The organism is Marinobacter aromaticivorans, from assembly GCF_002806975.1.
In the GTDB taxonomy this organism is placed as follows: Bacteria; Pseudomonadota; Gammaproteobacteria; order Pseudomonadales; family Oleiphilaceae; genus Marinobacter; species Marinobacter aromaticivorans.
The window spans coordinates 58,073-72,367 of sequence record NZ_NIHD01000006.1; the positions used below are offsets into that span (position 1 = coordinate 58,073).

Genomic DNA, 14,295 nt, shown 5'->3' on the forward strand with positions numbered 1-14,295 from the left:
CGCGTTTGCGGGGCGGGCAAAATCCAGGGACTGTGTTAGTATTTCCGGAAATGCGATTTTCCTGTCTTTCTATCTTCATTTTCATGACGTGGGGTTAGCGTGATTAAAGCCGTCATTAGCGGAACCGGCCTGTACACACCGCCGGCGACTATCGATAACGAGGAACTGGTCGAAGCCTTTAACCAGTTTGTCGAGATGTACAATTCGGAACATGCAGACGCCATCGAGCGTGGTGAAATGGAAGCCTTGCTGCCTTCGTCCTCAGCGTTTATCGAGAAGGCCTCGGGCATAAAACGCCGGCATGTTATCGATAAGTCCGGCATTGTTGACCCGGAGCGCATGGCCCCCTACATACCTGAGCGCAGTAACGATGAGCCTTCTGTTCAGTGCGATATGGCAGTGACGGCCTGTAAAGAAGCTCTGGAACAGGCTGGCAAAACGGCAAGCGATGTGGATGCCGTTATCGTGGCCTGCTCCAACATGCAGCGGCCCTATCCGGCCATCTCGATTGAAGTTCAGACCGCGTTGGGTATTGAGGGCTTTGCCTATGACATGAACGTGGCCTGCAGTTCTGCCACCTTCGGCCTGCAAGCGGCGGTCAATTCGGTGGAGAATGGCGCAGCGCGGGCGGTGCTGGTGGTGAGCCCGGAAATCTGTTCCGGGCACCTGAACTTCCGTGACCGCGACAGTCATTTTATTTTCGGAGATGCCTGCACCGCCATACTGGTAGAACGTGAGGAAGATACGAAGCCCGGGCAGGGGTTCGAGATCCTTGGTACGCGCCTGAAAACCACTTTCTCCAACAACATACGCAACAATTTCGGGTTTCTGAACCGGGCGGACGAGTCCGGCATTGGCAAACCGGATAAACTGTTTATCCAGCAGGGTCGTAAAGTATTCAAAGAGGTGTCGCCAATGGTTGCGGAAACCATTCTGGGCCATCTCCAGAGCTTGTCCCTTGCGCCGGAAGATCTGCGCAGAATGTGGTTGCACCAGGCTAACCTGAACATGAACCAGCTCATTGCCCGCAGGGTGCTGGGCCGGGATGCGAACGAAGATGAAGCTCCGGTGATTCTTGATGAATACGCCAATACCAGCTCAGCCGGCTCCATCATTGCGTTCCACAAACATAAAGATGACCTGGAATCCGGCGATATGGGCGTGATTTGCTCTTTCGGTGCAGGTTATTCCATTGGCAGTGTTGTGGTGCGCCGTCGCTGACAGCTTTGCGGCGGCACCTCAGGGCGGCTGTGAAGCGAGAATCAACAACCCAAGAGTTGAGCATGATTAAATTTCCATGCAGCGGCTGGCTAAAGGCCATGCCGCTGGTTGTGCTGTTGGCTGTTTCCATGTCAGCAGGCCCGGCCATTGCTCAGAATGTTCAGGAGCCTGTTCCTGAAGGCGCAGCGCCGGTCGACCCCAGGGATCCCTTCGAGAACTGGAACCGCAAGGTTTACACATTCAACGATACGGTTGATCGCTGGGCCCTGCGGCCTGTGGCAAAAACCTATCGCACGTTTATGCCGGACATTGTCGACCGCGCCATCACCAATTTTTTCAACAATCTGACCGAGATCCGCAATTTCACAAACAGCATTCTGCAGCTCAAAGGTGAGTCTGCTGTTGTTGCCGCCGGTCGTTTTACCTATAACACGGTGTTTGGCCTTGGCGGCCTGATTGATGTTGCCACCGCATTTGATCTGCCGGAAAGACCGGAAGATTTCGGGCAGACCCTGGGCTATTGGGGGGCCGGCTCCGGACCTTATCTGATGCTGCCGTTCCTGGGTCCATCCAGCCCCAGGCATCTCAGCGGGCTGGGTACCGACGCTTTTGTACTGCCATCTTTGTGGGACAACGTACATAGCCCGGAAACCTATTATGCCCGAGGTCTGCAGATTGTAGACAAACGAGCGGACCTGATTCCTGCCGAGGGTTTTATTTCCGGTGATACCTATATCTTTGTGCGAAACGCATTCCTGCAGCGCCGGGAGTTCCTGATCAACGATGGCAAGGTGACCAGCGACCCCTTTGCCAGCGATGACGACGAAGATCTGATGCTGGACGACTTCTGACCCTGGTCGGCGGTTGAAGGAGGCACAAAGTGCTAAAAGATCCAAAGATCAACAAGTTCCGCAAAATGCTGGCCGAGGCCCCGAACTACGAGGTGTGGAAAGCGGCGGCTCTGGAGCTTGATTTTCTTGAGGGCAATGCCGAGTGGAAAGAGGATTTCGCCTCTGAACATTACCACTATGAACTGTTGTACGACCGCCTCAGCAACATCAAACAGTACCGTCAGCAGAACGATTTTGAGCGCCTGAAGCGGGCGTTGCGCGAGGGGCTTCATCACGACCTTGGCAACATGGGGAATCCGGTGCTGTACACCCAGTCCTGGGTGGGCACCAAGCATCTTATCGAGGAATACATCGCCCAGGTTTGTGAGGCTTTGAATTTCCTGTGCGACCATCCGGTGCCAGGCTTCCCGGTAGTCGACAAACTCCAGTTTTTCCGTGACACCCTGACCAGTTACGGCCGGCCGACACTGCTTTTGAGCGGGGGTGCCAGCCTTGGCATGTTTCACTTTGGTGTAATCAAGGCGCTCTGGGAGAGGGGGCTGTTGCCCCAGGTTGTTACAGGCTCAAGCATTGGCGCCATTATTGCCGGCATGCTGGGTGTGCACACAGATGCGGAAATCCCTGAAATGCTGGTGCCGGAAAATCACAACCTGAAGGCCTGGAAGTACCGCGGGATTCTGAGTGCCATGCGCGGCGAAGGGTTGATGGATCAGGAGCAACTGAGAACCTGTCTGAGAACCAATATTGGCGAATACACCTTCGAGGAGGCTTATCAGCGTACCGGTCGTTCCATCAATATGAGTGTATCGCCGGTGCAGGCGCACCAGAAGGCGCGGCTGCTGTCCGGCTACACTTCTCCGTACCTGATGGTATGGAGCGGAGCCCTGGCCAGTGCCGCCGTGCCGGGTATTTTCCCGCCGGTTACACTGATGAAAAAGGACATCAACGGCAATGCGCTGCCCTACATGCCCAGGCTCAAATTCGTTGACGGTTCTGTGGTCAGCGACTTGCCCATCGAGAGATTGATGCACCTGTACGACGTGAATTTCACCATCGTCAGCCAGACAAACCCGCACGTGGTGCCGTTTCTCAGTGAGCGCGGCAGCGATGAAAAACTGTCCCTGGCCCGGCTGCCTTTGTATCTGCTGAAATCAGAGATGCAGTTTCACGGCAGGGGTATATTCGATTACCTGCGTAAACGGGCCCGGCCTGAGTTGCTGCGGCAGATATCAGGGCAGATGTATGCCATCATGGCCCAACGATATTCCGGGGACGTAACCATTGCGCCCACCTATACCTTCAGGGATTACACCCGAATGCTTGCAGACCCCAACCCGGAGTTTGTGCGTGAAATGATTCTGGCTGGCGAGCGCGCAACCTGGCCAAAAATCTCCATGATTCGCTCCCATGCCCGCATATCCAAAACCCTGGAACGCTGTGTACATCGCCTGAAGCAGCAGAATCGTCGCAGCGTTGTTGATCTTCGGGTGATAAACAATGCCGATTCCGGGAGTTCCTGAGATGACAGGCCACTGAACCGGGCGGTATGATGGCCTGCTAACGAGCCTGGCCCGGTGAATGGCCGATCAGCCCGGTGCCTGAGTATTTGACTGGACGCCCATGTATTACGATTTCTTCGGCTTCACAGAACCGCCGTTCTCCATTGCGCCTGATCCCCGCTACCTGTACCTGAGCGAACGTCACAAAGAGGCGCTTGCACACCTTATGTACGGCGTGCAGGGGCAGGGCGGTTTTATTGTGATTACCGGTGAAGTCGGTACCGGTAAAACCACCGTTAGCCGGTGCTTTATCGAAAATGCTCCGGCCCACGTGGACATTGCCCTGATTCTGAATCCGCGGCTTTCGGCACGGGAACTGCTCTCTGCCATTTGCGATGAGCTGGAAATTGCTCATCCCGCTGGTGCCAGCATCAAACAGATGGTTGACCTGATCAACCGGGACTTGCTTAGAGCCCACGCGGCAGGGCGGCACAAGGTGCTGATGATTGACGAGGCCCAGAATCTCTCTGCCGATGTGCTTGAGCAGTTGCGCCTGCTCACCAATCTTGAAACAGCCGAAAAGAAACTGCTGCAGATTGTGTTGCTGGGCCAGCCCGAGTTGCAGCAAATGCTTGCGCTGCCCAAGCTGCGCCAGCTGAATCAACGGGTAACCGCCCGCTACCACCTGGATGCGATAAGCCGTGATGAATTGCCGGCGTATCTGAGCTACCGGCTGGGTGTTGCCGGTATGCGCGGGAACGTATTTACAGCAGCCGCTGTGCGCAAACTTTACCGGCTGAGTAATGGAATACCGCGCCTGATAAATCTGATCAGTGATCGGGCACTGCTTGGCGCTTACGCTGAAGGTGAGCACGAGGTAACAGCGGCTCACATCCGGCAGGCGGCAAGGGAAGTTGGAGGTTCGAATAACCGGAGCCCGGGGGCTGCAGGTGGCGGGGGCAAACCGGCCCTGGCACCTTATCTGATTGTTGCCGCCTCGTTATTGCTTGCGGTTATCAGCAGCTTCTGGGTTTACCAGCAATGGTCGGCGCAATCTGCAGCGGCCGAAGAAAGCGAAATACCGGCAACACTTAATGGAGTTGTTCAACGGGACGACCCGAGTGAAGATGAGCCCCGGGTAGTAGTGGCGGAGGCGCCTGTTAGCGCTGAGCCGGACCCGCAGGCCTCGCCCTTCAGTTTTTCAGAGCATTCTCTGGATCTTGCAACGGCGTTCCGCGAACTGTTTGAGGTTTGGGGCCTGGATTACGAGCCGCAGGCATCTCCCATTGCCTGTGACTTTGCCCGGGCGTCGGGGCTTGGCTGCCTTGAGCGACAGGGCAGCCGCCAAAGCCTTCTGTTTCTCGACCGGCCCGCCATACTGGCGTTGCAGGACGACAGGGGGAATCAGGGTTATGTTGTGCTGCGGCATCTTCAGGGCGACGTCGCAGAGATTGCCCTGCCCGGAGGGGCGGTACAGGTGTCTTTCAACAGCCTGGAGCGTTTCTGGTTCGGGGAGTACCGGGTGCTGTGGCAGCGGCCAGGCTATGCTGACGCCAGCCGGAATGACAATAATACTGCAGGGGAAGAGCTCTGGATTGGGGCCCGTATGATGGAGCTTGCAGACACTTTCGGCGAGTCCGCTTCAGACAGCGCACGCATCAAGCGCATGTCGGCGGAGCAGCAAGTACGTTGGTATCAGGATGTTCGGGGTCTTACGGTAGACGGTATTGCAGGTGGCATGACCATTATCCGGATCAATAACGACCTCAATGCAGAGGTTCCGAGGCTTGCCGGCAAGCAGGAAGGGGGGCGGGAATAGCGTATGTCCTACATTCTTGATGCACTCAGAAAATCGGAAACCGAGCGCCGTCAGGGCAAGGTTCCGGACCTTGGCCAGCAGGTGCAGCTGATACACCGCCCGAAAAAGCGACGGCTGTCACCGGTTGTTTGGGTGGCGTTGGCGTTGTTGGTGAACGCGGGCGTTCTGGCCGTTGTGTTCTGGCCGAACAGTGCGTTGCAGTTGCGCATGGCACCGGATGCCCAAAAGACCGCGACTGAACCTGCGCCGACCTCTGTACCTGCATCTAAACCGATACTGAACGCACCCGAAGACGTGCAAGCAGAGTCACAAACGCCCGGAACCGAGCCTGTCCTCGCAAACCCTGTGGACAACCCTGAAAAAAACGGGGTTGTAACTCAGCAACTGGAACCGGAGGGACGGCCGGCTGACCCGGTAACAGAAGCCGTCCGTGAGCGGCCTGTGGTTATAACGCCGTCGGCCCGCCGCGAACGCCCGGTGCCGGAAGCGCCGCAGGAGGCGTACAGAACCCGGGTGCCGCATCTTGTAGAGTTGCCCCTGTCATTCCAGAAGAGTATCCCGGACCTGATGTTCAACAGCCATATCTATTCAACGGACCCTTACGCCAGCCGGGTTATGATCAACGGCCATTATCTGCGCCCGGGTGAATCCTTTGAAGGAATTACCGTGGAAGAAGTCACCGAGGATGGCGTTGTGCTAAGCAAGCAGGGTAAAACCTTCCGTGTGGGCATTGTCCGCGACTGGGTGAGCCCGCGCTGATGGCACTGACGGACGAGATTAAACAGCAGATACAGCAAAGCTACCGGGATGTTCTGGCGGGTAAGGACATTCGTGCCCGCTATGGCCAGCGCCTGATGATTGCCGAAATTGCCCGTTACATGGGTGATATTACCGAGAACGACGGCCAGCGCACATCGGAGCCGGCGGCCTGTGTTGTCGAGGCTGGTACCGGCACCGGCAAAACCCTGGCCTATCTGATTGCGGCCATCCCCGTGGCCCGCGCTCTGGGCAAAACCCTGGTGATTTCCACTGCAACGGTGGCGCTGCAGGACCAGATTGTACTGAAAGACCTGCCGGATCTGAAAAAGCACAGCAAGATGGACTTCACCTGGACGCTGGCCAAGGGGCGCGGCCGCTACCTGTGCATGTCCCGGCTGGAATCACGGCTGCACGATGAGGGCAATGGCGACAGTGATACCATGCCGCTTTTCCTGTTGGACAGCCCCGGCGCCGAAGAGCCCGGCACCCGGGCCTTCTTCGAAGAAATGCTGGCAAGCTACGGTTCCCGCAAGTGGGACGGGGACAGAGACCACTGGCCCGAACAGATACCGGACGAGGTATGGCGGCAAGTGACAACCGACCACCGCCAGTGCACCAATCGGCATTGCAGCTACTTCGACAGCTGTGCCTTCTTTGATGCCCGCAAGGATCTCGACGAAGTGGATATTGTGGTGGCCAACCACGACCTTGTGCTTGCGGACCTGGCGCTGGGCGGCGGAGCCATTCTGCCGGAACCGGAGAATGCGCTGTTTATTTTTGATGAAGCCCATCACCTGCCAGACAAAGCCCTGAATCACTTCGCCGCCTCTGTGCCGCTTAATTCCACACGGCAGTGGCTGAAACAGTTATCCCAGGCTCTCACGAAGATGCAGCCCTGTCTTGCGCCCGGCACCCAGGCCGCCAAAACCCTCGACCGCATTAGCAGTGCGTCTCGCGATGTGGACCTGGTGCTGGGGCGTGTTTATGAGGAGGCCGAACAGAATACCGGGTGGGACTTCAATGAGGAGCGCCGCTCAGCCCAGTGGCGCTATCCGGAAGGCGAGTTGCCGGAGGGTTTGGCAGAACTGGCCGCTGAAAGCCGCATTGCCACCGCGAATCTGGTGCGGCATCTGGGGGCTATGGCGGACGAGTTGCAGGGTGCCTTCGACGAGCGCAAACAGCATGAAATCGACCGGGACACGGCAGAAGCCTGGTACCCTGTGATTGGTGCTTTCCACAGCCGGTCTGAAGACCAGTTGCGGCTGTGGACCGCCTGGACCGAGCAGGTGGGTAAACCGCCCGCGGCACGCTGGAGCGTGCGCCAACGCTGGGATCATGCAGAAGATATCACGCTGTACAGCTCACCGGTGCTGGCAGACAACCTGCTTTACTCCAGGCTCTGGTCCCGTGCCTATGGCGCGGTTCTTACCAGTGCCACATTAACGGCACTGGGGCGGTTTGATCGCCTGCAGGCGAGAGCCGGATTGCCGGAAGCCAGCCGCATGCTGGTTGTGCCCAGCTCCTTCCGTTACGCCGAGATGGCAACGGTGGAAGTGCCGGCCATGGCCTGCATGCCAACCGATGAAGGTTTTGCAGAAGAGTTGATCAAGCGCCTGCCCGGCTTGTGGGCTGGCGAGAAGGCGACGCTGGTTCTGTTCACCTCCCGGCGCCAGATGCATCAGGTGCGCGATGCCCTTGCGCCGGATTATCCGGACCTCATCATTACCCAGGATGATATGTCCCGGGGCGAAGTCCTGCGCCAGCACCGCAACCGCGTTGATGCAGGCAAAGCCAGTGTTTTGTTCGGTGTGGCCAGTTTTGCCGAAGGGATAGATTTACCCGGTGAGTATCTGCACCACGTGGTGATCACCCGGTTGCCCTTTTCCGTGCCGGACGACCCCATCGAAGCTGGTCTGGCCGAATGGATCAGCCAGCGCGGCGGTAACCCGTTTATGGAAATTACCGTTCCGGATGCGTCGATCAAGCTGGTACAGGCGGTTGGCCGCTTGCTACGGACAGAAGAAGATACGGGGCGGGTCAGTATTCTGGACCGGCGCATTGTTGCGCGGCGCTACGGCCAGCTACTGCTGGATGCGCTGCCACCGTTTCGACGCATCATTGAAAGGTAGAAGGATTTAGCGTTAAAAAAAAGAGCCAGCCCGGGGGGCTGGCTTATAGTGAAGGGGTCCTTGGAGAACCCGTGCGTTGAGACAACGCGATACAAGAAGTCTGAAGGCCTGAAGTTTCAGAATTCTGAGTGAGGCTCGCCTCACCGTTGAAACAATAATAAGGGAGCAGGGGGCGTAGCCGAATCGTCCAAAGGGCGTAGGCCGGGTAAAAACTATGGGTAAAACGTGACGGTAGTCACAAAATTGGCGCCGGATTTCACTGCCTCAGGATGCCCAGTTCCCGCGCACGGGCAAGGGCTTCTGTTCTGCGGCCTACATCCAGCTTGCCATACAGGTTCCGAATGTGGGCTTTCACGGTCGCCGGAGCGACACCCATGTGTGTTGCAATGTCCTTGTTGGCGTAGCCAGCATTAATCAGTTCCAGGACTTCCTTCTCCCGCTGGCTCAGCGGCTCCGCAAGTTCTTGTGAGGGATCCCCGGTGGGTGTTGGCCTGGCGTCCGGTTTTAAACCGGGTGCAGAATCCTTCTCGGCCTGATCAGCTGCAGCGGCAGGCTTCAGGTTCGCAAGCATGTCGGTCAGAGTTCGCTGCCAGCTACCGCTGCTTTTCAGTGCGGGGGAGGCAAGCAAAAGCCTGTGCAGCTGCGGACTCTCTTCCGCAAAGAGCCGCAGGAAACCGGCCTCGGCAGCAATAGCAACTGAGCGTGCGAGTTGCTCCTGGCAGTCTTTATCCCGGCCCTGCACTGCAAGTGCTTCGGCACATACAAGCAGGGCTTCTACCCTGTGCCGGTTATGCTCGTTATGCTCGGCAGCCGGTATCAAGGCTTCAAGAATCTCCAGCGCCTGTTCAGGTTTGTTCTCCGAAACCAGCAGCCGGGCATAGCTGATGCTGTTCTGTTCCCGGTTCAGCGGGTTGGTAACCGCGTGCCTGTTCGGTGATTCCAGAACCTGACGGGCCTGAGCCGGCTGGCCAATCGCCAGAAAACACCGGGCAAGCAGTGCCGAACTGGCTGGCGGCTCAAAAACAATATGTTCCCGGCGCTTACGCCCGACCAGTTCCGCATCCTCGAGATACTCTATGGCTTCCCGGATACGTCCTTCACTGAAGGCAAGATGCCCGCGCACATGCTGAATGATTACATGCTGACCCGGTTCTGCGCCCTTGTTTACGTGCTCAAGTAAGGGCTCCAGGTGAGCAGCGGCGTCTTGCAACTGGTCACGTTCCCGATAGATTTCCGTCAATGCAGCACTGAGCCAGCATGAAATCAACCGGGGCTGGGTGGGGTCGGAGTAGTGCTGATCCACCCAGCGGCGCACGTCGGTACAGGTATCCAGTGCCAGGTCCATATCGCCACGGTTGTACTGAATCCAGGCCAGAAGACCACCGCTGGAGAGCACAGTGCTTGGTTTGCGTTCAACCTGGCCGTAATGGACCGCCGATTTAAGTGCTTTTTCAGCACCGCTCAGGTCACCCTTGCCGTAATCGTCCAGGCCGAGGCCGTAGTAGGTCACTGATTTCAAGGGAATCCGGGTGTGGTCGATATCGGCAAGAACCTGGCGCGTAAGATCACTGGCATTTTTATCATCACTTCGTGACCGGGCCAGATAGGAGCGGATCAGCGATATTTCGCTTTGCAGGCCAAGCGCACCTTCTGCGTCCGGGGCAGAATCTGCAACACGGCGGTCGAGCAAATCCTCAACATTAGCCAGCAAGGGTTCAAGGTTGTCGAGCCGGTTGGCGAAAAAACGGCCCCAGATGCCTAGCATCTGCAACTGGGCGTTGTCCCTGATTTCGGCTTCGGGCAGTGCATCGAGCCAGTCCAGAACCGGCAGGTGATACCCTCCGTGAATCAGGTTATTGCCATGGGTGGCCAGAACCGCGGCCAGCCATGGCCAGTCCTCTTTCTGAACAATCTGGGCAATGGCTTCCTGCACCTGCCCGTTATCAAGGAGCCAGTTCAGGGTGCGTTGCCAGAGCATGTGGGCGCGTTCAGGGTCTGTATGCTGAATTCGTTGCAGCAGGGCATCGCGGAACAGATCATGGTAGCGGAACCACTCGTTCTGGTTATCCAGGGGTATCAGGAACAGGTTCTGGGAGAGCAGGGTTTCCAGCATTTTCTGACTGTCACCGGCCTTGCGAATGCTGTTGCACAGGGAAGCGCATAACCTCGGGCAGCAGGCGGTGTCCAGCAGGAAGGCGACGATATCCTCTGGTTGTTTGTCCAGCACCTCGCTGAGCACATAATCGCTGATGTATCGCTCATCTATGTTCAGTGGGGCCCGGAGGGCGTGCGAACCGGAGCCATTCTGGTCCCGGCCCGAAGCGGTCTTGCTTCTTGAAAGCGCAGAGAGCTGCATGGCAGCGACCCAGCCTTCGGTGCGGCGGCGAATAGCCTTTACATCCGGCTCGGAGATTTCAAGACCCATGGTGATGTGGAAAAACTCGCGACACTCGTCTTCGGAAAACGCCAGAAGTGCCGGGTGTATCTCCTGTACCCAGCGGCGTACCCGCCAGCGGGGCAATGGCAGGGGCGGTTCTGTGCGGGAAATCAGGGTAATGGTAACGCCAGAGGGAAGGTAATCAACAAAATAACCGACCTGGCGCTGAATCGAGTCGCGGGCAATAAACTGGAAGTCGTCCAGTACCAGATTCCAGGAGCTGCCATCCGAGGCAAGTGTGTTTAAAAGTGCTGTAATCGCACTGCTGAGGCTGTCATCGGAGTTGCTTGCGAGGCTCTTTTGGCAGGCCTCAACGCCGGTCAGGCCTGCGTGCTCGAAGGCACTGACAACATACTGCCAGAAACGCCGTGGCTCATCGTCGTGTTCATCCAGCGACAACCAGGCAATCGGACCTGTTGTGCGTGTGCACCACTGGCTCACCAGCGTTGTTTTGCCAAATCCTGCGGGCGCAACGACCAGGTTCAGGCGTTTCGGATGACCCGGTGCCAGCAATGAGCTGAGCCGTTCTCGCTGAACAGCGCGAGGGTCAGATGCAGGCCTTAGGAACTTGGTGGTTAACAGCATTGCCGTCCTGTGTGCCGGGTGAATAGTGATAAGGAATTGTGTGCTTTGTCTCAGTCAAGTCAAGGGCTGGAGAAACAAACCCGGGCGTCATAGGCTGCGTGGGCGTAATTTTGGTCTAAACTGAGTCAGAGAACTCATCTATACTAAAAAAGAATGAAAAACCGGTTCGTTATGCGTATTCTTGAGCCTTGGTTAAACATTCCTATTCAACCCGCTGCAGGCCCGAAACTCAGGGAGCGACAGAGCCAATGAAATTACAACAGTTGCGATATATATGGGAAGTTGCACACCACGATCTCAATGTGTCGGCAACCGCCCAGAGTCTTTTTACGTCTCAGCCCGGTATTTCCAAACAGATCCGGTTGCTTGAGGACGAGCTGGGGCTGGAGATATTTGCCCGCAGCGGCAAGCATCTGACGCGTATTACTCCCGGGGGAGAAATCATTGTACGCGAAGCCGGCGAGATCTTGCGCCGTGCGGAAGGTATAAAAAAAATCGCCCAGGAATTCAGTAACCAGCGTAAAGGCGAGCTGAGTATTGCCACCACTCATACCCAGGCCCGTTACGCGCTGCCGCCTGTGATCAGTGGTTTTATTGAATCCTTCCCGGATGTGTCCCTGCACATGCACCAGGGTACCCCCATGCAGATCTCGGAAATGGCCGCGAACGGCGCCGTTGATTTTGCCATTGCAACCGAAGCCATGGAATTGTTCAACGACCTCATCATGATGCCCTGCTATCGCTGGAACCGCACCGTAATCGTGCCCAGGGACCATCCGCTGACTCAACTCCCTGAACTGACTCTGGAAGCATTGGCGGAGCATCCGCTGGTGACTTACGTATTCGGCTTTACCGGGCGCTCAAGACTGGACGAGGCGTTCCAGTCCAAGGGCCTGACGCCGCGGGTGGTGTTCACCGCTGCAGATGCCGACGTGATAAAAACCTACGTGCGCCTTGGCCTGGGTGTCGGCATCATCGCCAGCATGGCCTTTGATCCCGGGAACGATACGGATCTGGTGGCCCTGGATGCCCAAAAGCTGTTCAGCCCCAGCGTAACCCGAATCGGTTTCCGCAAGGGGACCTTTCTGCGCGGCTATATGTACGACTTCATCCAGCGCTTCGCGCCGCATCTCACCAAGGAAGCGGTTGACAAGGCTGTTGCCCATCAGAGCAGCCGTAGCGAAATAGAGGCATTGTTCAAGGACGTGGAACTGCCTACATACTGACAGAGGGCGAGGCGTGCCTGAGGGTAGCGTTACTGGCGGGCAATCAGATTCCCGGCGTGCAGGCCACATTCTTTTTGGGTGGCCTCCTCCCACCACCATCGGCCTTCGCGCTCATGCTGCCCCGGTAAGACGGCGCGGGTACAGGGCTGGCAGCCAATGCTGATGAATCCTTTTTCATGCAGCGTGTTATAGGGTGCTTCCGACATCCGAATGTAATCCCACACGTCTTTTGAGGACCAGTTGGCCAGAGGGTTGAACTTCACCAGGTTTTTGCCCGGGCCAGAGAAGGTTGCGTCTTCCTGCACAACCGGCACCTCGTTGCGGGTGCCCGGGCTCTGGTCCTTGCGCTGGCCGGTAATCCAGGCATCCACATCAGCCAGTTTGCGCCTGAGCGGATTTACCTTGCGAACGCCACAGCATTCACTGTGGCCGTCCTCGTAGAAGCTGAACAGCCCCTTTCGGTTTACCAGATCCTGAACCTCGCCGGTATCAGGGAAGAGTACCTCAATCCCAATGCCATAGTGCTTGCGCACCCGTTCGATAAATTCATAGGTTTCGGGGTGCAGCCGACCCGTGTCCAGAGTAAACACTTTCAGGTTGTCCGTCAGTTTGTGGGCCATTTCGATAAGCACCACATCCTCGGCACCACTGAAAGATATCGCAATGTTGTCGTAGCGCTTAAAGGCTGCCTTCAGAATCTCTCTCGGGCTCGCGCTACCCAGTTCGTTGTGTAGCTCACGGATATTGCTCATAAATTGTCAGTACCTGGTACGGGTTCAGGTGAAGGTTAGCATTAATACACTAATTCCATGAAGGAATGACAATCTATATGGTTATGCTTTGAAAGATCGTAATTGCAAGCGTGGCCTGATCCGCCCCTGCCGCACAGGCTTCGGGAAACAGGGTACCGATAACCAGTTTCAAGAGCATGGGGAAACTGTGTGGTCTGTTTTTTTAGACTACACTTCCTGACATATCAAGCGACTGGTCGACCTGGGTGCGAGATGTCTCCGGCAGGCTCAAGCTGACCGCCGTCGGGTGCCGTAAGATTTCTGACCTGTTTTTTCCTGTCGGTGTAACGGAGTAACCGCCATGAGAAGTATTTTTACCCTGCTTGGATTCGTGCTTGTCGCGATTGCGCTTTACGTTTTCTGGGCCAATCTGAGCGCTCGCATCGTCGCGATTGAGTCTGATACTGGCAGTTACATCTACACCGACCCGGACATTCCCGAAGTCTCCGAACCACCGGTTGGAGAGCCGGCGCCCGAGGGCGCGTATGACCGGTTGTCTTCGCTGGAAACACTACTGCAGAAAAACGCCAGTGCAATAAAAGTACTGTCTGACCGCATGGACCGTCTTGAAACGGCCATCTGTCGCGGGGAAGACTGTGGCCGCAGAATGCTGACCCGGGAAGCCGTGTTTTTCGGGCTGAATGAAAGCACACTCACCCAGCAGGCAAAGGAACGGATTGACCGCCTGCTTGAAAATGTGGGTGAGGGCGCTCTCATCTCTCTCCGGGGGCAGGCGGACGCAATTGGCGAGGAAACCTACAACCATCTGCTTTCACTGCGCCGGGCTGCTGCTGTCAAGCGCTATATTGACAAAAACTCTGATGCGGCAGGGCTGGATAACAACCTGTTGATCACAATCAGCGGGACAGGCGAAGCTCTGGCGAACGGTGGCAGCGAAGCCGAGGACCCGACCCGCAGGGTGGTGGAGATACTGGTGTTTGAGTGAGAAGCAGTCTTTGGAGACAGGCCGTGGACCCT

General features: G+C 56.9%; 10 protein-coding genes. 8 read left to right on the plus strand and 2 right to left on the minus strand.

The window, feature by feature from the left end; genetic code table 11:
- Window positions 1-99: 99 nt before the first annotated feature.
- The 6 genes from CDH48_RS10280 (at window position 100) to dinG (ending at window position 8,278) form a co-directional block, all read left to right on the plus strand.
- Window positions 100-1,221 (plus strand): beta-ketoacyl-ACP synthase III, encoded by a 1,122-nt coding sequence (locus CDH48_RS10280; protein WP_100688650.1) that lies wholly within the window; start codon window positions 100-102, stop codon window positions 1,219-1,221.
- Between the two features lie 128 nt (window positions 1,222-1,349).
- Window positions 1,350-2,072 carry an MlaA family lipoprotein gene (locus CDH48_RS10285; protein WP_379923745.1) on the plus strand — a complete coding sequence of 241 codons (723 nt, stop codon included), beginning with the start codon at window positions 1,350-1,352 and terminating at the stop codon, window positions 2,070-2,072.
- Window positions 2,073-2,101: 29 nt separating this feature from the next.
- Window positions 2,102-3,592: a DUF3336 domain-containing protein gene (locus CDH48_RS10290; protein ID WP_100688652.1), complete on the plus strand. Its 1,491-nt coding sequence runs from the start codon at window positions 2,102-2,104 to the stop codon at window positions 3,590-3,592.
- A 100-nt stretch (window positions 3,593-3,692) separates the two neighbouring features.
- Complete coding sequence (locus tag CDH48_RS10295; protein ID WP_100688653.1) at window positions 3,693-5,390, plus strand: ExeA family protein; 1,698 nt, start codon at window positions 3,693-3,695, stop codon at window positions 5,388-5,390.
- A gap of 3 nt (window positions 5,391-5,393) precedes the next feature.
- Entirely contained in the window at window positions 5,394-6,149 is a 756-nt protein-coding gene (locus tag CDH48_RS10300; protein WP_100688654.1) for a general secretion pathway protein GspB, read from the plus strand.
- Window positions 6,149-8,278 (plus strand): ATP-dependent DNA helicase DinG, encoded by a 2,130-nt coding sequence (dinG, locus tag CDH48_RS10305; RefSeq protein ID WP_100688655.1) that lies wholly within the window; start codon window positions 6,149-6,151, stop codon window positions 8,276-8,278. The genes CDH48_RS10300 and dinG overlap by 1 nt, the downstream gene beginning before the upstream one ends.
- 256 nt (window positions 8,279-8,534) lie before the next feature.
- Here dinG and CDH48_RS10310 read toward each other — a convergent pair whose 3' ends face one another.
- Entirely contained in the window at window positions 8,535-11,300 is a 2,766-nt protein-coding gene (locus CDH48_RS10310) for a LuxR C-terminal-related transcriptional regulator (RefSeq protein ID WP_100688656.1), read from the minus strand.
- A gap of 248 nt (window positions 11,301-11,548) precedes the next feature.
- Here CDH48_RS10310 and cysB point away from each other — a divergent pair, with 248 nt between their 5' ends.
- The gene (gene cysB / locus CDH48_RS10315; RefSeq protein ID WP_100688657.1) at window positions 11,549-12,526 is read left to right on the plus strand and encodes an HTH-type transcriptional regulator CysB; all 978 of its coding nucleotides are present in this window, start codon (window positions 11,549-11,551) and stop codon (window positions 12,524-12,526) included.
- 29 nt (window positions 12,527-12,555) lie between these two features.
- On the opposite strand, the gene CDH48_RS10320 is transcribed toward cysB, so the two are convergent.
- Window positions 12,556-13,278, minus strand: coding sequence for a phosphoadenylyl-sulfate reductase (locus tag CDH48_RS10320; RefSeq protein ID WP_100688658.1), 723 nt, complete (start codon window positions 13,276-13,278; stop codon window positions 12,556-12,558).
- Window positions 13,279-13,618: 340 nt separating this feature from the next.
- Between CDH48_RS10320 and CDH48_RS10325 the strand changes: the two genes are divergently transcribed.
- Complete coding sequence (locus CDH48_RS10325) at window positions 13,619-14,263, plus strand: OmpA family protein (RefSeq protein WP_100688659.1); 645 nt, start codon at window positions 13,619-13,621, stop codon at window positions 14,261-14,263.
- Window positions 14,264-14,295: the final 32 nt, after the last annotated feature.